General features: G+C 71.1%; 15 protein-coding genes and 2 pseudogenes. 7 read left to right on the top strand and 10 right to left on the bottom strand.

All coding sequences use genetic code 11. From position 1 onward, the window contains the following. Positions 1-194: 194 nt before the first annotated feature. Complete coding sequence (locus ACFWFI_RS25510; protein ID WP_387394392.1) at positions 195-2,018, top strand: AMP-dependent synthetase/ligase; 1,824 nt, start codon at positions 195-197, stop codon at positions 2,016-2,018. A gap of 40 nt (positions 2,019-2,058) precedes the next feature. After that, positions 2,059-2,535, top strand: coding sequence for a macro domain-containing protein (locus tag ACFWFI_RS25505; RefSeq protein WP_387394390.1), 477 nt, complete (start codon positions 2,059-2,061; stop codon positions 2,533-2,535). Between the two features lie 51 nt (positions 2,536-2,586). Here ACFWFI_RS25505 and ACFWFI_RS25500 read toward each other — a convergent pair whose 3' ends face one another. Next, on the bottom strand, positions 2,587-3,750 hold the full coding sequence (locus ACFWFI_RS25500) for an acyl-CoA dehydrogenase family protein (RefSeq protein ID WP_387394388.1): 1,164 nt from the start codon (positions 3,748-3,750) through the stop codon (positions 2,587-2,589). Positions 3,751-3,847: 97 nt separating this feature from the next. On the opposite strand from ACFWFI_RS25500, the gene ACFWFI_RS25495 reads away from it, so the two are divergent. Beyond that, entirely contained in the window at positions 3,848-4,480 is a 633-nt protein-coding gene (locus ACFWFI_RS25495) for a TetR/AcrR family transcriptional regulator (RefSeq protein WP_387394386.1), read from the top strand. Positions 4,481-4,486: 6 nt separating this feature from the next. Here the strand turns inward: ACFWFI_RS25495 and ACFWFI_RS25490 are convergent, their stop codons facing one another. Genes ACFWFI_RS25490 through ACFWFI_RS25480 form a run of 3 tightly spaced genes read right to left on the bottom strand, consistent with a single transcriptional unit; the run spans position 4,487 to position 7,163 of the window. Next, complete coding sequence (locus ACFWFI_RS25490; RefSeq protein WP_387394384.1) at positions 4,487-5,926, bottom strand: aldehyde dehydrogenase family protein; 1,440 nt, start codon at positions 5,924-5,926, stop codon at positions 4,487-4,489. Beyond that, the gene (locus tag ACFWFI_RS25485; protein ID WP_387394382.1) at positions 5,923-6,801 is read right to left on the bottom strand and encodes an oxygenase MpaB family protein; all 879 of its coding nucleotides are present in this window, start codon (positions 6,799-6,801) and stop codon (positions 5,923-5,925) included. Before ACFWFI_RS25485 ends, ACFWFI_RS25490 begins: the two co-directional genes overlap by 4 nt. Further along, complete coding sequence (locus ACFWFI_RS25480; RefSeq protein ID WP_387394380.1) at positions 6,726-7,163, bottom strand: hypothetical protein; 438 nt, start codon at positions 7,161-7,163, stop codon at positions 6,726-6,728. The genes ACFWFI_RS25485 and ACFWFI_RS25480 overlap by 76 nt, the downstream gene beginning before the upstream one ends. A 488-nt stretch (positions 7,164-7,651) precedes the next feature. Here ACFWFI_RS25480 and ACFWFI_RS25475 point away from each other — a divergent pair. Continuing rightward, positions 7,652-7,750, top strand: a pseudogene (locus ACFWFI_RS25475) (oxygenase MpaB family protein); the annotation flags it as partial. A gap of 130 nt (positions 7,751-7,880) precedes the next feature. Then, positions 7,881-8,756 (top strand): oxygenase MpaB family protein, encoded by an 876-nt coding sequence (locus tag ACFWFI_RS25470; protein WP_387394378.1) that lies wholly within the window; start codon positions 7,881-7,883, stop codon positions 8,754-8,756. Positions 8,757-8,822: 66 nt separating this feature from the next. Here the strand turns inward: ACFWFI_RS25470 and ACFWFI_RS25465 are convergent, their stop codons facing one another. Continuing rightward, a complete protein-coding gene (locus tag ACFWFI_RS25465) occupies positions 8,823-9,872 on the bottom strand; it encodes a LacI family DNA-binding transcriptional regulator (protein ID WP_387394376.1) in 1,050 nt (349 codons plus the stop codon). Between the two features lie 241 nt (positions 9,873-10,113). Here ACFWFI_RS25465 and ACFWFI_RS25460 point away from each other — a divergent pair, with 241 nt between their 5' ends. Next, positions 10,114-11,853: a BCCT family transporter gene (locus ACFWFI_RS25460; protein WP_387394374.1), complete on the top strand. Its 1,740-nt coding sequence runs from the start codon at positions 10,114-10,116 to the stop codon at positions 11,851-11,853. A 13-nt stretch (positions 11,854-11,866) separates the two neighbouring features. On the opposite strand, the gene ACFWFI_RS25455 is transcribed toward ACFWFI_RS25460, so the two are convergent. Continuing rightward, positions 11,867-12,799: an FAD-dependent oxidoreductase gene (locus tag ACFWFI_RS25455; protein ID WP_387394396.1), complete on the bottom strand. Its 933-nt coding sequence runs from the start codon at positions 12,797-12,799 to the stop codon at positions 11,867-11,869. Positions 12,800-12,904: 105 nt separating this feature from the next. Here ACFWFI_RS25455 and ACFWFI_RS25450 point away from each other — a divergent pair, with 105 nt between their 5' ends. Beyond that, positions 12,905-14,545, top strand: a complete 1,641-nt coding sequence (locus tag ACFWFI_RS25450) for an ABC-F family ATP-binding cassette domain-containing protein (RefSeq protein ID WP_387394372.1) — start codon at positions 12,905-12,907, stop codon at positions 14,543-14,545. A gap of 73 nt (positions 14,546-14,618) precedes the next feature. Here the strand turns inward: ACFWFI_RS25450 and ACFWFI_RS25445 are convergent, their stop codons facing one another. The 4 genes and pseudogenes from ACFWFI_RS25445 to ACFWFI_RS25430 all read right to left on the bottom strand — a co-directional run. After that, a complete protein-coding gene (locus ACFWFI_RS25445; protein ID WP_387394394.1) occupies positions 14,619-15,416 on the bottom strand; it encodes a pectate lyase in 798 nt (265 codons plus the stop codon). Continuing rightward, a pseudogene (locus ACFWFI_RS25440) lies at positions 15,390-15,869 on the bottom strand (RICIN domain-containing protein); the annotation flags it as partial. The gene ACFWFI_RS25445 and the pseudogene ACFWFI_RS25440, both read right to left, overlap by 27 nt. Positions 15,870-16,111: 242 nt before the next feature. Further along, positions 16,112-17,104: a LacI family DNA-binding transcriptional regulator gene (locus ACFWFI_RS25435; protein WP_387394370.1), complete on the bottom strand. Its 993-nt coding sequence runs from the start codon at positions 17,102-17,104 to the stop codon at positions 16,112-16,114. A 520-nt stretch (positions 17,105-17,624) separates the two neighbouring features. After that, positions 17,625-19,970 (bottom strand): Tex family protein (locus tag ACFWFI_RS25430; RefSeq protein WP_387394368.1); only part of this gene is annotated, 2,346 nt, incomplete at its 5' end.

Raw genomic sequence — 19,970 nt, 5'->3', positions numbered from 1 at the left:
CCGGAACTCCGGTGGGCGCCCCGACGTGTTGACGCGTCGGGGTGGTGGTGCCGTGCACCGAGACCGTCGTACCAATCAAGTGCAACAGTATTGCTGTCTCACTGGTGGTGTGAAAGTCTCCGGCACCATCGAAGCGCGTCAATTCCCTCCGGTGCGGGCCCGTGCGGTCCGGCCGACGGCGACAGGAGACGGCCGTGACCACGATCCTGCGAATCCCCACCAAGACCGACCGGCTCACCCTGCCGGCCCTGCTGGCGCGCAACGCCGAGGACCACGGGGACCTGCCCGCCCTCTCATGGCAGAGCCCGGACGACGGCGACGGATGGACCACCCTGACCTGGCGGCAGGTGCGCCGCGAGGCCGCGGTACTCGCCGCCGGGTATTCCGCCCACGGCGTCGCACGCGGCCAGCAGGTCCTCATGATGATGGGCAACCGCCCCGAACACTGGCTCAGCGACCTGGCCCTCACCCACCTGGGCGCGGTACCGGTCACCGTGTACGGCACCGCCGCCCCCGGGCAGATCGCTCACATCGCCCGGCACAGCGGCGCCCGGCTGGCTGTCGTCGAAGGCGCGCGGGAACGCGAGCGCTGGGAGCCCCTCCTCGCGGACGCCACCGTCCCCCTGGAGGCGCTCCTCGTCGTGGAGCCGGAGGGCGCAGGTGACGGTCCGACGTACGCCTCCCTGTACGCAATCGGACAACAGGCCTACGACGAGGAGGAGTTCGAGGCTGCCTGGCGGGCCTCGGGCGCCGACGACCCGCTCACGGTCGTCTACACCTCGGGCACCACCGGCGACCCGAAGGCCGTGCCCCTGACCCACCGCAGCGTGGTCGTCAACGCGCTGGCCCTGGACCGGGTGGTGGAGCTGCCGGACCACGTCGCGCACATCTGCTACCTGCCCTTCGCCCACATCGCCGAGCGGATGCTCGGCATCTACCTGCCGGTCTTCCGCGCCTCGCACGTCCATCTCTGCGCCGAGACGGCGGCCGTCGCAGCGGCTGCCCGCACTCTGCACCCCGCCCAGTTCTTCGGGGTCCCCCGGGTGTGGGAGAAGCTCGCGGCCTCCGTCAAGGCCGCGCTCGCCACCCTGCCCGAGGAGCAGCGGGCCGCGATCGAGGCGGCCGGGGAAACGGCCCGCGAGCACGTGGCCTTCCGCGAGCGGGGTGAACAGCCCCCCGCGGAGCTGGAGACCGCCTACCGCCGCGCCAAGGAGACGGTCCTGGACCCGGTGCTCTCCCTCGCCGGCTTCGAACGGCTGGTGTGGACGGCCAGTGCCTCCGCACCCATGCCGCTGGACGTGGTGCGCTTCTGGGCAGGCTTCGGCATCGTCGTCATGGACGCCTGGGGACTCACCGAGACCGTCGGGGTGTTCACCACCAACAGCCCCTCCGCGTTCCGTCTCGGCTCGGTCGGCAGGCCGCTGGGCGGGCTGGAGGTGAGGATCGCCGAGGACGGCGAGATCCTGGTCCGGGGAGAGACCGTGTTCCGGGGCTATCTGCGCGCCGACGGCACCGTGGAACGGGCTCTGGACGAGGACGGCTGGTTCGCGACAGGCGACATCGGACGCCTGGACGAGGACGGCTTCCTCTGGCTCACCGACCGCAAGAAGGAAATGATCATCACCTCGACCGGGAAGAACGTCTCCCCGGCACTGGTGGAGAACGCACTCAAGGAACACCCGCTGATCGGACAGGCGTTCGTCCACGGTGACGGACACTCCTATCTGGTGGCGCTCCTCGTACTGGACGCGGAGATGGCACCCGCCTGGGCGGCGGCCCGCGGTATCGAGGGCGACCCTGCCACCCGCCCCGAGGTGCAGGAGGAGATCGCACGTGCCGTAGAGGCCGCGAACGCCCGGCTGAACCGCACCGAGCAGATCAAGCGCTACCGGCTGCTGATGCGGGAGTGGGGCCCGGAGACCGGTGAACTGACCCCCTCACTGAAGCTCCGCCGCCGGGTCATCCGCGACCGCTACAGCGAAGTCCTCGACGGGCTGTACACGGAGGGCGGGGCCTGAGCGACGGGCCGTTGTCGGTGGCGGCCCGTACCGTGGGTGCATGTCGGGGATCACGTATGTGCAGGGGGACGCCACCGCGCCCCAGGGCAAGGGCGTCAAGCTGATCGTGCACGTGTGCAACGATCTGGGTGGCTGGGGCAAGGGCTTCGTCCTGGCCGTGTCCCGCCGCTGGTCCGGGCCCGAAGCCGCCTACCGGCGCTGGCACCGCGAGCGCGCGGGCAACGACTTCGGGCTGGGAGCCGTGCAGTTCGTCCAGGTCGAGCCGTACGTCTGGGTGGCGAACGTGGTGGGCCAGCGGGGGATACGCACGGGCAGCAAGGGCGTTCCGGTGCGCTACGAGGCGATCGACGAGGGGCTGCGGGAGGTGGCGGTGCGGGCCGCCGAGCTGGGCGCGTCGGTGCACATGCCGAGGATCGGCTGCGGCCTGGCGGGCGGCACCTGGTCCAGGGTCGAACCGCTCGTCACCGAGCGGCTGGTGAACCGCGGTATCGACGTCACGGTCTACGACTACGGGTGAGGGCCGCCGACCGGGTGCCCCCGGACCGGAGCCAGGGCACCCGGGTCGCTCTCAGAGGCCGTAGCTCTTGCCGATGATGTCGCGCTGGATCTCACTCGTGCCGCCGTACACCGTCGACACGACGGCCGCCCGCAGATGGCGCTCCATGTCGTACTCGGTCGCGTAGCCGTAGCCGCCCATCATCTGCATGCCCTCCAGGGCCGCGTGCCGGGCCGTCTCGGTCGCCTTGAGCTTCGCCATGGACGCCTCCCGCGGGAACAGCTTCTCCGGCTCGGCGTCGCAGGCCGCCGCCACGTCGAAGACCATCAGCCGGGCGCACTCGATCTCGGTCGCCAGGTCGGCCAAGCGGTGCCGCAGGGCCTGGAAGGAGCCGACCGGGCGGCCGAACTGCTCGCGTCCGCGCACGTACGCGACGGTGTCCTCCAGGATCCGCTCGGCCAGACCCAGCATGTTCGCCGCGAGGAAGAGCCGCTCCGCGTTGAGACCGGCCATCAGCTGGGTCCAGGCGCGGTCTGCCGTGCCGATCACGGCGTCGGCCGGCAGCCTGACATCCGTGAGGAAGACGTCGTTGACCTCACGGCCACCCATGGTCTCGATGGGCCGTATGCCGATCCCCGGCGTTCCGGCCGGGACATGGAACATGGTCAGCCCCTCGTGCTTCGCGCCGCCCGCGTCGGTCCGGGCCACCAGCAGGATGTGCTCGGCCAGATGCGCGTTGGAGATCCACGTCTTGTGACCGTTGACCAGCCAGCCGCCGTCCGGCGTCCGTTCCGCCTTGCACCGCAGCGCCGCCACGTCGGATCCGGCCTCCGGCTCCGACATCGCGATGGACAGCACCTGGCCGGCCACCGCACCACCGATCGCCGCCTTGCACTGGGCCTCGCTGCCGAAGCGCTCGTACGCCTTCGCCGTGATCACCGATGTGATGAACCCGCCCGCCGGTACGAGGCCGCGTGCGGTCTCCCGCAGGAAGAGGCAGGCGTCCGTCATCCCGCCGCCCGAGCCCCCGTAGGCCTCGGGCAGGCACACTCCGAGCCAGCCGAGCTCCGCCAGCCGGGCGTAGAGCGACGGGGCGTGCGGACCGCCCGCCTCCGCGGCCAGTGCGTCGCGCTGCTCGCGCGTGCCGCACTCGCGCCGGGCGAAGTCGCGCAGGGAGGTGACGAATGCCCGCTGCTCGGGGGAGAGCGATCGCGGGAGGGCGTGGACTGTGGACATGCGAGACCTCCGGAGGAGAGAGTTACAAAGAGACGAACCAGGTAACACCGTTGCGGTTTCTATATGGTTGAGTGGTGGCAACGGACGGGGAGGGCTCATGGCGGCACCGGGTACCAACGAGACGCTGCTGGCCAGGGCGCTCGTCGAGACGCCACCGTCCGACGCGCTGAGCGAACAGATCCTGGACGCGGCACGCGAGCAGTTCGTGACCTTCGGGCTGCGCCGCTCGACCGTCGACGACGTCGCCAAGCGCGCCAAGGTCTCGCGCGTCACCGTGTACCGCCGGATCGGCAACAAGGACAGCCTGGTCTCGGCCTGCCTGCTGCGGGAGTACCGCAGATTCGTGGTGGACGTGGACGAGGCGGTGGCCGCGCTGCCCACCATGGAGGACCGGCTCGTCGCCGGCTTCGTCACCGTCCTCAAGCACATCCGTGAACACCCGCTGGTGGGCGGACTGCTGAGGCTGGAGCCGGAGATCATGCTCCCCTTCCTCACGCTGGAGAGCGGCCCGGCCTTCCTCGCGATGCGCGGATATCTGGCCGACCGGCTCCGCCACGCCCAGCGCGCCGAGGGGCGGCCGGAGACGGACCCGACACCGGTCGCCGAACTGATGGTGCGGATCACCGTCTCCTTCCTCCTCAATCCGGTGAGCTGCTTCGAACTGGACGACGACGAGCAGGTGCGGGCCTTCGCCCACCGCTATCTGGTGCCGCTGCTCAGCGCCGGGTGACCCCGGTCAGAAGCGGGCGTGCAGCTTCCTGCCCAGCTCGACCGCCCGGGCGACCTTCTCCCGCGGCGTCGCGAACGACGTCAGGTCCACCGCCGGTGCGAAGCGCCGGACGGTGACCGAGTGCGGCGCCGCGAAGGCACGCAGCCCCTCATCGCCGTGGATCCGCCCGTACCCCGACTCGCCCGCACCGCCGAACGGCAGTGACGGGATCGCGGCGAAGCCGAGCACCGAGTTCACCGACACGGCGCCCGAGCCGAGGCGTTCGGCCAGCGCGAGCCCCGCCGCCCGTGAACGGGTGAACACGGCGGCGCCCAGCGAGTACGCCGACGCGTTGGCCCGTTCCACGGCCTCGTCCATGTCCCGTACCGGGTTCACCACGACGACGGGGCCGAAGGTCTCCTCCGTCACGGCCGGCGAGTCCTCCGGCACTCCCGACAGCACCACCGGCCCGAGCACACGGGCCCGCAGGGCGTCGGGCCCGCCCAGCCTGGCCGTGCCGCCGTCCACCAGAGCCTGCTTCACATGGCGTTCCACCACGCCGAGCTGGGACGGCAGGGTGAGCGGGCCGTAGGCGTCGCCGGGCTCCAGCGCCCGCGCCCGGCTCACGATGCGTGAGCACAGGGCCTCGTGCACCGACGCCTCCGCGTAGACCCGCTCCACCCCGGCGCAGGTCTGGCCGGCGTTGCCCATGGCGCCCCACACGATCGCGTCGGCCGCCGCGTCCAGGTCGGCGTCCGCCGCGACCAGCACCGCGTCCTTGCCCCCGCACTCGGCGAGCAGCGGCGTGAGCGTCGCCGCGCAGGCGGCCGCGACCTTGCGGGCGGTGCCGGGCGAGCCCGTGAAGGCGACCTTGTCCACACCGGCCGGTCCTTCGGCTCCGGCGAGGGCGGCCCCGGTGGAACCCGGGCCGGTGACCGCCTGCAGCAGATCCGCGTGGCCCGGTACGGCTTCCCCGAAGCTCCGGGCCAGCAGAACTCCCACCCCCGGAGTGAGTTCGGACGGCTTGAACACCACGGCGTTGCCCGCCGCGAGGGCGTAGCCGATCGAGCCCATCGGTGTGTAGAGCGGATAGTTCCAGGGCCCGATCACGCCGATCACCCCGAGCGGTCGGTAGGCCAGCAGCGCCCGCTGGTGGACGGACAGGAGGCCGGACGGCACCCGCCGCCGGCCCAGCACCCGGCGGGCATTGCGCGCCGCCCAGTCGAGGTGGACCAGCGCCAGCAGCACCTCGGCGCGGGCGTCGTGCACCGGCTTGCCGGTCTCGGATGCGATCACCTGGGCGAATTCGTCGGCTCGGCGCGCCAGTTCACGCTTCCACCGAAGCAGCCCGGTGCGCCGTTCCCGCGCCCCGAGCGCGGACCAGCTCCGGCCGGCGCTCCTGGCCCGCGCCACCGCGGCGCGGATGTCCTCGATCGTGTGCTCCGCGGGGTTCGTTCCGGTCGTCATGACTTCTCCATGGGAAGGGGCTCCAGCGGACGGCTCTGCGCCCAGTGCGGGCCGAGGTCGTCGAGCTGGTAACCGAAGGGGTAGCTGCGTGGCCGTGGGCGGGAGGGCAGCCACCGGGGCCGGGCCGGAAGCAGCCGTACACCGTGCGACCGGGCGCGCACCAGGCGTACGGCCGACGTCCGCATCCACCGCGGTTGTTCCGGGAAGCCCAGCGCCCGCAGCAGCGGTTCGTCCAGCAGGGCGAGCGAGAACCTGGCGACAAGGGGGCGAAACGGGGCCGGGTACCAGGCGGCCATGACCCGGAAGGTGGCGTTGGCGACACGGCGGTTCGCCGGGTCGTAGGCGAACATCCGGGCCTCGTAGGAATCGAGCAGCTGCTCGAAGCCCTCGTAGGTGTCGGGAGCGCCCTCGATGCCCATCATGGCGGCCATCCGCCGCCCCACCTCCGCCAGCGCTCCCGCCTCCTGGGCGCACAGTGGCCGCCACCCGAACCGGTCGATCCAGCGTTTGGGGCCGACGACCGTGGTGGCCAGCACATAGAGGTAGTCCTCGTTCGGGATGCGGTACCTGCCGTGGATGCGGTTGAGATGGCGGGCAGCGGCCCGGGCACGCTCGGAATCGAACCCCTCGGCCGCCATCTCGTATCCGAACAGGACGGTGTCGTCGTAGCGTTTCTGACCGTTGCGCTCGAATTCCTGGGTGCGGTCCAGCAGTACGGAGATCCGCGGGACGCCGTAGTCGCGCAGGAAGGCGACGCTGATGCCCTGACGGTAGTCCCACGGGAATTCGTACTGAGACATCAGCTGGAGTATCTCGGCGCAGTCGCGGGCGGGATCCATCCGGCGGATCTCGCGCAGTCGGCTGTAGCGGCCCATGGTGCGACCTCCTCTGTCGATACGGCCGTTCGGATACGGGGGCCGGCGGTGAGGCCGGTGCGGCGGACGTCCTGGGCGTCGACGAGGACCTGCCCCGCCTCAGCAGGCCTCGCGGTGAGCCGGGGCAGCTGGATCGCGGCGGGGAGATCGGCCGGGATGATGTCCGCGCCGATGCATATGCGCGAGGTGCCGACGTCGATGAAGCGGATCCGGATGGACGCCGTCAGCACCGTCGCGTGGACGTCGACATCGCGGATGCCGAGCTGCGTGCCGTGCTGCCGATGGCGAAGGGGGACCTTGAGATCCCGGAGCTGTTGATCTCCTCGGCCGAGACCCTTGAAGTCCTTCCCGGATACCGCCAAGCGCTGTCCCGCAATCCCCGGCGGGCGCACGACGACAGCTACGGCACCTCGCCGCGTTGTCGGATCGCCCGAATACGCCCAGTATGAGGACGCCCCTCCGCCTTGCGGTGCACCGCATCCGACGCCGCGCGCTGATCCACCGGGCATTACGGGACAGCCCTTAGCGACGCGGTCACGCACGGACGAACATGACGGCCGGACCCTTCCAGCGGCTGTGCCTCGGGGCGCAACTCCGTTGCCAGGTAAGCCATTTGACGGTCCCTCTCACCTGAGAGTCAAAGTTACAAATACTATTGACTTGTTTCACGGGGTGCGTCAACACCGCTGACACAGATTCGAAGAAGGGGCCCGTATGGACATGGGCAAGGGTGCCGAGCCGCGCTCCGCCGTCGGGGCGCCTCTCGGAGGCGGCGCCGCCCGGCGCTGCTTCGGAGACATCCGGAACCTGCTGATCGCCCCCCCGCGCCGGCGCCAAGGCCGCGCACTACGCCCTGCTGGTCACCGTCGGCACCCTGCCCCCGGTGCCGCGGGAGCGCCTCGGGCTCGGCCGGAGCCCGCGCGAGGAACGCGCCCTGCGCCGCTTCGCCCGGCTGGTGCGGATCCTCGTGAAGGTGGTCCCGCCGCCCCTGAGGATCGCCGGCGCGCTCGCGATCGCATACTGGAACACACACGGGCCGGACACCGATCCGAACACCCGTCGACCCCGGGAGCACCAGCATGACCAGCACAGGAGAGCCCGTACCGCCCCCGCCGGGCGGCGTCCTGTGGAGCCTCGCCGGCGACATCCGCGGACTGCTGATGCTGCCCGCCGCCCTCACCCTCCAGGTCGCCCACCCGGCCGTCGGCGCGGGCGTCGACGAGCACTCGGTCTTCCGTACGGACCCCTGGGGACGCGGTGAGCGGTCCCTGAGCTCGCTCCAGCTCTGGGTGTACGGGGGAGAGGCCGCCGCGGAGGAGGGACGCAGGCTCAGGAAGCTGCACCGCACGATCCAGGGAACCGACACCCGGGGCCGCCGCTACCACGCGCTCACGCCCGCGAACTACGCGTGGGTGCACGCCACCGGCTTCCCCGTCTACCGGCACGCGTCGCGCTATCTGGTGCGCCCGCTCACCGAAGCGCAGGAGCGCGCCCTGTACCGGGAGTGGCTCCAGGTCGGACGGATCCTGGGCATCCACGACCGGGACATGCCGCAGACGATCGAGGAGTTCTGGCCGTACTACCGCAAGATGCTGGCCGACGAGGTGGAGGCCACCGTCGTCGTACGGGAACTGGTCGCCACGGATGTTCCCGTACCGCCTCCGGACCGGGGGCCCCTCGTCCTGCGGCTGCTCCTGAAGACGCTGTGGCCGGTGCTTCTCCCGCCGCTGGCCCGGTTCCGCAGCTTCCTCACCGTCGGGCTGATGCCGCCGGACGCCCGCGAGGCCATCGGGCTCGACTGGACCCCGGAGCAGGAGCGGCGCCTGCGGCGCTTCGGTGCCGTGGTTCGGCGGATCGTGCCCCTGCTTCCGGAGCGCCTGCGCTATCTGCCGCTCGCCAGGTCGGCGCGGGCCGAGTGGCGGGCCGGACGGGGGAGGCCGGGCGGGACGGAGTGACCCGCACGGGCCAGCGGCCCGACGGGCGGGTGCCGGCCCGCTCGGTGACGGCAGGCCGGCAGGGTCTCAGGCCGAGGCCCGGCGGACCAGTTCGGTCGGCGTGATCACGGACTCGGGCCGGGCGCCCGTGTCGCTGTTCAGCCGCTCCATCAGCAGCCTCACCATCAACCGCCCCATGCCCTCGACGTCCTGACGGACCGTCGTCAGCGGCGGTTCGGTGGCTTCCGCCACCGACGTCATGTCGTCGAATCCGACCACGGCCACGTCCTCCGGCACCCGGACGCCCCGCTCGCGCAGCACCCGCAGGGCACCCGACGCCATCAGGTCGTTGGAGACGAAGACGGCGTCGACGTCCGGATGGGCGTCCAGCAGGTCCGCCATGGCCCGTGCCCCGCCCTCCGCGGTGAAGTCGCCGTCCGCGACGAGTTCCCGTCCCGCGTCCGGGAGCACGTCGTGGTACCCGTCGATCCGGTCGAGTGCCGACGTCTGGTCGCGGGGTCCTGCGATGTGCGCGATGCGCCGCCGGCCGAGCGAGACCAGGTGGCGTACGGCATCGCGGGCGCCGCCCCGGTTGTCGCAGTCGACATACGGCACCTGCGGTGCGTCCTCGCCCTGCGTCCCGTGTTCGGGCCGGCCCCCGAAGACCGTCGGCACCCGGAACCGCCGGATGATCGCGGGCAGTTCGTCGTCGGTGTGCAGTGAGAAGGCGAGCACTCCGTCCACATGACCACCGGCCAGATAGCGGGTGACCCGGTCGAAGTCGCCGCTCCCCTCCACCAGGAGCAGCACCAGCTGCGCGTCGTGGGCGTTGAGCTCGCGGCTGATCCCGCGGATCTGGCGGGAAAAGAACGGGTCGGAGAAGACCCGCAACTCGGGCTCGTCGATGATCACGGCGACCGCGCCGTTGCGCCGGGTCACCAGCGTCCGCGCCGCGTGGTTCGGGATGTAGCCGAGCTCGTCGACCGCCTTGCGTACCTGGTCCACCAAGGGCTGCCGCACACCCGCACCGCCGTTGACGACACGGGACGCCGTCGCCCTGGACACACCGGCACGGGCCGCCACGGCCTCCAGCGTGGGCCGGACGTCACGCTGCGGATCGGGGGTCGGGTCGGGCAAGAGTCGCTCCTCGTACACGCACGTCCCGGCTGGGAACGGCTGGAACTGGCGGGTTCGGCACGAACGCCGTCAGCCTAACCGTCTGATCCGGGCGGCCGAGCAGGTGATCGCACCGCGACCGGGCGACATATCGCCTCACAAACGGTCAAGCCGGAACGGCTTGTTGGTCCCGCAGGATATACGGTGCGTGTGGTACTGCCTACGGAGAGCGAAATTTCGCACTGCGTGAAAGGTGCCATTTGTGTCACACGACGAGCAGGGTTCGGGCGGGCGGGGGGACTATCTCCCGGTCACGGCCGATCTACCCTCCGACCCGCATCACGGCCGGCACCCCACGACCGACCGGGTGGTCTTCGGCGTCACGGCGGTGCTGACCGTCGCCTTCGTGGTCTGGGGTTCCACGGCCACCGATTCGCTGGAGGACGTCTCCAGCACGCTGCTCAACGGTCTCATCCACAACGGTGGCTGGGCCTTCATGCTGGCGGCTTCGGGTTTCGTGGTCTTCGCCCTCTGGCTCGCGATCAGCCGTTACGGGAAGATCTCGCTCGGGCAGGAGGGCGAGGAACCCGAATTCCGTACGATCTCCTGGGTCGCGATGATGTTCAGCGCGGGCATGGGGATCGGCCTGATGTTCTACGGGGTGAGTGAGCCGCTCGCCCACTTCGTCAATCCGCCGCCCGGGACCCGTCCCGAGGACGCCGCCGAGGCGATGCAGACGGCGATGGCCACGACTCTCTTCCACTGGACGCTGCACCCCTGGGCGATCTACGCGGTCGTCGGGCTCGCCATCGCGTACAGCGCCTACCGTCGGCACAGAAGGCAGACCATCAGCTCGGTCTTCGTGCCGCTCATCGGTGAGAAGCGCGCCCACGGGCCCATCGGCCGGGTCATCGACATCCTCGCCATCTTCGCGACCCTTTTCGGCTCCGCGGCCTCGCTCGGGCTCGGCGCGCTCCAGATCGGCAGTGGTTTCCAGGAGCTCAACTGGATGGAGAAGACCGGCACGGGCCTGCTGGTCGCGATCATCGCCGTGCTGACGGTCGCCTTCGTCGCCTCCGCCGTGTCCGGGGTCGAGAAGGGCATCCAGTGGCTGTCCAACATCAACATGGTGCTCGCCCTGATCCTGGTGATCTTCGTCTTCATCGCGGGGCCGACCATCATCGTGCTCGACCTGCTGCCCACCTCCATCGCCGCGTACTTCGGTGACCTCGCCCAGCTCGCCGGGCGCACGGAGGCCACCGGGGAAGGGGCGGTGGCCGACTGGCTCGCCAGCTGGACGGTCTTCTACTGGGCGTGGTGGATCTCCTGGACGCCCTTCGTCGGCATGTTCATCGCGAGGATCAGCCGCGGCCGGACGATCCGCCAGTTCGTCGGCGGCGTGATCCTCGTGCCCAGCACGGTCAGCCTGGTCTGGTTCGCGGTCTTCGGCGGGTCGGCGATCAGGCTGGAGGAGTCGGGTCAGCTCAAGGGTGTCGGCGCCACCCCGGAGGCACAGCTCTTCGGCGTCCTCCAGCAGTTCCCCGTCGCGACCCTCATGAGCATCCTGGTGATGGTCCTGGTCGGCATCTTCTTCGTCTCGGGAGCCGACGCGGCATCGATCGTGATGGGCACGCTCTCCCAGAAGGGGGTCCTCGAACCGGCCAAGTGGGTCGTGATCTTCTGGGGCGTCGTCACCGGGGCCGTGGCGGCGGTCATGCTGCTCATCGGCGACGGCCAGGGCGATGCGCTGGCCGGTCTGCAGAATCTGACGATTCTCGTGGCCGCACCCTTCACCATCGTCATGATCGGCATGTGCGTGGCCCTGATGAGGGACCTGCGGCACGACCCGATGATCGTCCGCAGGGAGTTCGGCGTGGAGGCAGTCGAATCCGCGGTCATCGAGGGGCACGCCAAGTACGACGGGGACTTCGAGATCCGGATCGGACCCGGCACGGCGGAGGTCACCACCGACGAACGCCACAAGCACGACCCGCCGGCCTGACCGGTGCTGCGGCTCAGCCCACCAGCTGGGCCGCAGCACGGGCACAGCCCCGGGCCACCGTCACCCCGGCGCCGCCGTGCCCGTAGTTGTGCACCAGCAGACCGCCGCCCGGCAGGTCCTCCGCCTCGATGCGCACCCCGGCGTCCCTGGCGGGCCGGAGGCCCACCCGGTGGCCGATGACACGGGCCTCCGCGATCTCCGGCCGCACCCGCGCGCAGCGCGCCACGATCTCCCGCGCCGTGCGGGGATCGGGCTCCGTACGCTGATCATCCACCTCCGCCGTTCCGCCCAGCACCAGCCCGCCCGGCTGCGGAAAGAGATACGTCGTCGCGCTCGACGCCGGATCCGCCTGGGTGAACCACTCGTCGATGCCCGGGTTCTCCACCACCACCAACTGGCCCCTGACCGGCCGCACCCCGGGGTCCGGGACCAGCTCGCGGGCGCCGAGCCCGGTGCAGTTGACCACCACCCGTGCCTCCGCCGCCGCCTCCGCGAAACCGTGCACCGTACGCCGCTCGACCACACCTCCCGCAGCGGACAGCCGGCCCTCCAGCCAGCGGAGATGGGCCGGCATGTCGATCAGCGGAAGGGTCACCCGCAGCCCCTCCGCCACCTCGGACGCCTGATCCAGGGCGCGGGCCCACGGCCCCAGCGCGGCCAGCCGCTCACCCCCGTGCACCCCGGCGACCATGCGTACACCGGTCTCCGCGGGGGCGGCGGCCAGCTCCTCGTACACCCGGAGGGTCTCGAGCGACCATGCGCCCACCAGCGCCTCGGGCTCGATCCTGTACGGCCACCACAGCGCGCCGGCCACGGCGGAGGTCGTCGCGGTGGCCGGGTCCCGGGACCAGACCCGCACCCGCAGGCCGCGCTCCGCCAGCAGCAGTGCCGTGGTCAGCCCGCTGATCCCGCCACCCACCACGATCACGTCCGCCACCGTGCTCACCCCTGTCTCCACGTATCCCCGCCGCGCCGAGTCCGGAGGGGCCATGGTCGCACCCCGGTCCGGCGGGAAACCCGGCCGCTCCGGTTCGTTAGAATCGTCACCCTGATGACTGCCACTCTCGTCGCCAAGGAACTCGCCGCCGGACACGGCGACCGCACACTCTTCGCAGGGCTCGACCTCGTGGTCGCTCCCGGCGACGTGATCGGTCTCGTCGGAGCCAACGGTGCCGGCAAATCCTCGCTGCTCCGCCTGCTCGCCGGGCTCGACCGGCCGGAGGAGGGCGAGCTGAGGCTCTCCCCGCCCACCGCCACCGTCGGACACCTCCCGCAGGAGCCCGAGCGACGCGAGGGTGAGTCCGTACGGGAGTTCCTCGCCCGCCGCACCGGGGTCGCCGAGGCCCAGGCCGCCATGGACACCGCGACCCAGGCCCTGGTCGACGGCGCGCCCGGCGCGGACGACGCGTACTCCGAGACGCTGGAGCGCTGGCTGGCACTCGGCGGCGCCGACCTGGACGAACGTGCCGAGGAGATCGCCGCCGACCTCGGCCTGACCATCGGCCTCGACCTCCCGATGACGGCCCTCTCCGGCGGCCAGGCGGCCCGCGCCGGCCTGGCCTCGCTGCTGCTGTCGCGCTACGACGTCTTCCTGCTCGACGAGCCCACCAACGACCTGGACCTCGACGGGCTCGAACGCCTGGAGCGCTTCGTGTCGGGGCTGCGCGCCGGAACCGTCGTCGTGAGCCACGACCGCGAGTTCCTGATGCGTACCGTCACCAAGGTCCTGGAGCTCGATCTCGCCCAGCAGGAGATCAACCTCTACGGCGGCGGCTACGCCTCCTACCTGGAGGAGCGCGAGCGCGCGCGCACGCACGCACGCGAGGAGTTCGAGGAGTACGCCGACAAGCGTTCCGCGCTGGAGGGCCGTGCCCAGATGCAGCGCGGCTGGATGGACAAGGGCGTCAAGAACGCCCGCCGCAAGGCCACCGACAACGACAAGATCGGCCGCAAGTTCCGCAGCGAGGCCAGCGAGAAGCAGGCCGCGAAGGCCAAGCAGACGCAGCGCATGATCGAGCGCCTCGACACCGTCGAGGAACCGCGCAAGGAGTGGGAGCTGCGGATGGAGATCGCCTCCGCACCGCGCTCCGGTTCCGTCGTGGCCACCCTGCGCGACGCCGTCGTCGCCCGCGGCGGCTTCTCCTTCGGTCCGGCCACCCTGCAGATCGACTGGGCGGACCGGGTCGCCATCACCGGCGCCAACGGGGCCGGCAAGTCCACGCTGCTCGCCGCCCTGCTGGGCAGGCTGCCGCTCGACGCGGGCCACGCCTCGCTCGGCCCGGGCGTCGTCGTGGGCGAGGTCGACCAGGCGCGCAAGCTTTTCCACGGCACGGAGAGCCTGCTGGACGCCTTCTGTGCCGCCGTGCCCGACACCGAGCCCGCCGAGGTGCGCACACTGCTCGCCAAATTCGGCCTGCGCGCCGCCCATGTGCTGCGCCCCGCGACCACGCTCTCGCCCGGCGAACGGACTCGGGCCGGCCTGGCACTCCTCCAGGGCAGGGGCGTCAATCTGCTGGTCCTGGACGAGCCGACGAACCATCTGGACCTTCCGGCGATCGAACAGCTGGAGTCGGCGCTGGAGGCGTACACCGGAACACTCCTGCTGGTCACGCACGACCGGCGGATGCTGGAGGCGGTCCGTACGACCCGCCGGGTGGAGCTGTCCGACGGCAAGGTCACCGAGTCCGGCTGACACGAGAACCTGCCCGCCCCGGATGCCGGGACGGGCAGGTGCTCACAGGCAGGTGCGGTGCGTGCGGGGTGCCTCAGTCGACGTACGTGATGTCGGACGAGGAGTAGATGCAGTTCGTGCCGTCCGCGCCCGAACCGATCTTGCTGGGCTCGCCGCTCGTCGTGCCCTTGTACTTGACGCAGACATCCAGGTCGCGACCGCTGTCGTCGTAGATCGTGATGTCCGAGAACCGCGCCGTGTCGCCGTAGTTGGTGTTGATGCCGACCAGCGAGTCACCGGGGGTGGTCGCCCAGATGTTCTGGAGCTGGATGTGCCGGGCGTACTGCGTGGAGCAGTTGCCGCAGGAGCGGACCAGCTTGCCGAAGTCCTCCACCTGGAAGTTCTTGACGATCAGGGTTCCGGCGCCGTTGTGCTGGAGGACCTTGTCCTCCGCGAGCCTGGCACCGCCGCCGTCGACGGTACGGACCGTCGAGGAGGAGCTGCCGCGGAAGGTGGCGGCGTCCTCGCCCACGTCCTCCCACCAGACGTTCTTGATGGTGCACGCGCCCGAGCAGTGCACGCCGTCGGCCGCCGGGGCACCGAGGATGACGTTCTGCAGGGTGGCGCCGTCCGCCAGCTCGATCAGCGCGGGCTGGTCCTCGTCCTGGCCGTCGCTGCCCAGATCGCCGCTGCCGTACAGACGCTTCATGCCACCGTCGTACGTGCCCGAGACCTCGATGGTCGAGGAGACGGCCTGGCTGCCGTTGGCGGTCGGCCACGACGGCCGGTCCGTGGGCGGGTCGGTGGGGTCGGTCGGCGGGTCCGTCGGGTCGGTGGGCGGGTCCGTGGGAACGGTGCCCGAGGCGGTGAAGGTCCAGCTCTTGCTGCTCACCGAGTCGCAGGAGTTCTGCTGGACCAGGGCGCCCGAGGCCGTCGAGCTGTCCTTCACGTTCAGGCACTTGCCGCCATTGCTGTTGACGACGCGGTAGGTGTTGCCGCTGACCGAGGTCAGGGTCCACACCTGGGTGGCCGCACCGCCGCAGTTCTGCTGCTCCACGGCCTTGCCGGCACTGGTGGAGGCGTCCCGCACACCGGCGCACTTGGCGCTGTTCGCGGCGGCCAGGGTGTAGCCGCTGCCCGACGCGGTGAGCTTCCAGGTCTGGCTGGCTGCGCCGTTGCAGGCGGTCTGGGCGAGCTGGGTCCCCGCGGAGGTGCTGGAGCCCGGTACGCCCAGACACAGACCGCTGGCGGCGTTCGCCAGGTTGTACGAGCCCGCGGCCGGGGCTGCCGAGGCCGATCCGGTCGCGAAGAGTGCCGTGAGGCCCGCGGCGAGCAGCGAGACCACGGCGACGAAAGTGGCGGCCGCACGGCCGCCGCGTCTTCTGACGTGCTGATTCTCAGTGCGCACTGGCTATTCCTTTCACCGCCTGCGGCGTCCTCCGCAGGCACCTGTCAGTGGTTGGTGCGGTGGTGAAGGCCGACCCCGGCTCCGGATCGAGATTCCGTATGATGAACCGAGTTCGAGTATGCGAACAGCGGTGACGGTACGACACCCGCCCGGGCCGGTCAATAAGGTGGTGCGGACGATCAGTTGGCCGACCGGTCCGCCGTCGCGGTGGAGTCCCTGACGACCAGTGAGGTGGCCAGCGTGGTCTGCGCCGTGGCGGGGCCGACGCCCGCCGTTTCGACCGTCTGGATCAGCAGATCGACCGCTGTCCGGCCGGCCGGTGCGGTGGGCATGGCGACGGTGGTGAGCCGGGGCCGGTTCAGCCGTCCGGCCACGGTGTCGTCCACGCCGACCACGCTGATGTCGCGGGGCACCCGCACATCCCGGTCGTCGAGCCCTTCGATGAGTCCGATGGCGACCAGGTCGTTGTAGGCGATGACCCCGGTGGCGCCCGTCCTCAGCACGGCGGCCGTCGCCGCGATCCCGCCCTGCTCCGTCGGTGCGTTGGGACCTATGACGTCGAGCCGGATCCCGTGGTCCGAGGCCGCCCGCCCGGCGGCCCGGCGCATCTCCGCACTGGTCCACGACCCGCGCGGGCCACCGACCAGGGCCAGGTGCCCATGGCCCAGCCCCGCGAGGTGTTCCACCGCGAGGGCCGCGCCGTGAGCCACGTCCATCAGTACGGCGGAGAGCCCCGCCACCTGACGGTTGACCAGGACGAAGGGCAGGTCCCCGCCCAGCCGGGCTATGACGTCGTTGGCCAGCCTGGGGCTGACCAGGACCACGCCGTCGACCTGGCGGGCCAGGGTCCGGATCAGCTCCTCCTCCGCCTGGACGTCCTCGTCGGTGTCCGCCACGAAGACCTGGTAGCCGCGGACACGGGCGTACGCCTGGGCCGCCTTGATGAGCGGCGGATAGAAGGGGTTGGCGATGTCCGAGACGATCAGCCCGAGATTCCGGGTGCGGCCCGTGGTCAGCGCCCGTGCCGTCTCGTTGGGCTGGTACCCCAGCTCCGCGGCGACGGCCAGGACCCGGTCCCTGGTCTCCCGCTTCACGAGATGGGAGGCCGAGAAGGCCCGCGAGACGGTGGAGACGTGAACCCCCGCGGCCTGCGCGACATCACGGATGGTCATCGCCACGGTTGTTTCCCCTTGCCCGCCCTGCGACATCGGCTGCCTGTTCCCGAACGTACCCCTGCCGGCCCTCGGTGCACACCTGGGTCCGCGGGGCCATGTGCGACCCCGGGGACCGATCGTTTGCAACCGGTTGCACATCAGGGCGTGCGTCAGGGAGCCGAAGGGGATCGGATGGAGTTGAAGCGGGCGGCTCCGGTCGCCGGGGTGAGGGCGGCGCGGGTGGGTTTTCGTGTCGTACCGGGCATCGGCAGTCCTTTCCGCCGGGGAGTCGATGGGGGTACGAGAGGTGGGGGAACCTCACTCCTCCGGCATGTGGTCCGTGCTGCCGGGATGCGACCAGTGCAATGCAACCGGTTGCATCCCGGGCTGGCACTCAGGGTGATGGCGAGTCCTGAGCATGTCAATGCTTCTGACGACACCCGTACAGTGCCGCGGTGTTGAGCGCGGTCAGCGGTGTGTGTCCGGTGGAACGGCGGCGGGCGGACAGGGTGATGCCCCGTCCGCCCGCACCCTCGTCTCAGCGCTTGCGTCCGCCCTGGCCGGTGCCGTCCGTCAGGCCCGCTCGCCGCAGCGCGTCGGCCATCGCGCTGTTGGCCGGAGCCGCCGCGGGGCGGGGTGCGCCCCCGCCGCCGGCACCGCCCCCGCGCCTGTCACGGCGCTGGCCGGCGCCCGCCTGGCGGCCGTCCTGACCCTGCTGTCCCTGCCCCTGTCCCTGCCGCTGCCGGGGCGGCCGTTCGCCGCCGCCCTGCGCGTTCCGTTCGCGCTTCGGGCCCTGCCCGCCGCCCTGGCCCGCGGTGGCGGCCTCGTCATCGAGCCGCAAGGTCAGTGAGACGCGCTTGCGGGGGAGGTCGACGTCCATGACCTTCACCTTCACGATGTCGCCCGGCTTCACGACATCCCTCGGGTCCTTGACGAACGTCCGCGACATCGCCGACACATGGACGAGGCCGTCCTGGTGGACGCCGATGTCCACGAATGCGCCGAACGCCGCGACGTTTGTGACGACGCCCTCCAGCACCATCCCGGGGGTCAGGTCGCCGAGCTTCTCGACACCCTCCTTGAACGTGGCCGTCCGGAAGGCGGGTCGCGGGTCGCGGCCCGGCTTCTCCAGTTCCTTGAGGATGTCCGTGACCGTCGGCAGGCCGAACTTCTGGTCCACGAAATCGTCCGGCCGCAGCGAGCGCAGCGTCTGCGTGTTACCGATCAGCGCGGCGACGTCGCCGCCCGTCCGCTTCACCATCGTCCGCACCACGGGGTACGCCTCGGGGTGCACGCTCGACGCGTCCAGCGGGTCGTCGCCGCCCAGGATCCGGAGGAAGCCCGCGCACTGCTCGTACGCCTTCGGCCCCAGCCGCGCCACGTCCTTGAGCGCCCGGCGGGAGCGGAACGGGCCGTTCGTGTCCCGGTGCGCCACGATGTTCTCGGCCAGTCCGGACCCGATGCCCGACACCCGCGAGAGCAGTGGTGCCGAAGCGGTGTTGACGTCGACGCCGACCCCGTTCACACAGTCCTCGACCACCGCGTCCAGGGAACGCGACAGCTTCACCTCGGACAGGTCGTGCTGGTACTGCCCCACCCCGATCGACTTCGGGTCGATCTTCACCAGTTCGGCCAGCGGGTCCTGCAGCCGGCGCGCGATCGAGACGGCGCCGCGCAACGACACGTCCATGTCCGGGAGTTCCTGCGAGGCGAAGGCCGACGCCGAGTAGACGGAGGCGCCCGCCTCCGACACCATTACCTTGGTGAGCTTCAACTCGGGGTGCTTGTCGCACAGTTCACCCGCGAGCTTGTCGGTCTCGCGGGAGGCCGTGCCGTTCCCGATCGCGATCAGGTCGACCTGGTGCTCCTTGGCGAGGCGCTCCAGCGTGGCGAGCGACTGGTCCCACTTGTTCGCCGGCACATGCGGGTGGATGACGTCCGTCGCGACGACCTTGCCGGTCGAGTCCACGACGGCGACCTTCACACCCGTACGGAAACCTGGGTCGAGACCCAGGGTCGCCCGGGTACCCGCGGGTGCGGCGAGTAGCAGGTCCCGCAGATTGGACGCGAATACGCGTACGGCCTCGTCCTCCGCCGCCGTGCGCAGACGCAGCCGCAGGTCGATTCCGAGGTGCACGAGGATCCGGGTCCGCCAGGCCCAGCGGACGGTGTCACCCAGCCACTTGTCCCCGGGCCGGCCGCGGTCGGCGACGCCGAACCGGCGGGCGACCATGTTCTCGTACGACGAGGGGCCCGGCTGTTCCGACGGCTCCTCCGGCTCCAGGACCAGGTCGAGCACGTCCTCCTTCTCACCCCGGAGCATCGCGAGGATCCGGTGCGAGGGCAGCGCGGTGAACGGCTCGGCGAAGTCGAAGTAGTCGGCGAACTTCGCGCCCGCCTCCTCCTTGCCGTCCCGTACCTTCGCGACGACCCTGCCGCGCGACCACATGCGTTCGCGCAGTTCGCCGGTCAGGTCGGCATCCTCCGAGAAGCGCTCGGTCAGGACCGCCCGGGCGCCTTCCAGCGCCGCCGCCGGGTCCGCCACACCCTTCTCGGTGTCGACGAACGCAGCGGCGGCGATGAGCGGGTCGACGGACGGGTCGCCGAGCAGTCCGTCGGCCAGGGGCTCCAGGCCCGCCTCGCGCGCGATCTGCGCCTTCGTCCGGCGCTTCGGCTTGAACGGCAGGTAGATGTCCTCCAGCCGCGCCTTGGTGTCGGCCGCCCGGATCCGCGCCTCCAGGGCCGCGTCGAGCTTGCCCTGCTCACGCACGGAATCGAGGGCCGCCGTACGGGGGGCCCCCAGTTCCCGCAGGTATAGCCGCCGCACCACGAGCGGGCGCAGTGGCGCCACGGCGAGCAAATCGGGCGCGTGCATTCGGGAGCG

Source organism: Streptomyces sp. NPDC060209 (genome assembly GCF_042728155.1).
Classification (GTDB): domain Bacteria; phylum Actinomycetota; class Actinomycetes; order Streptomycetales; family Streptomycetaceae; genus Streptomyces.
This window is presented reverse-complemented; position numbering and strand designations above follow the sequence as displayed.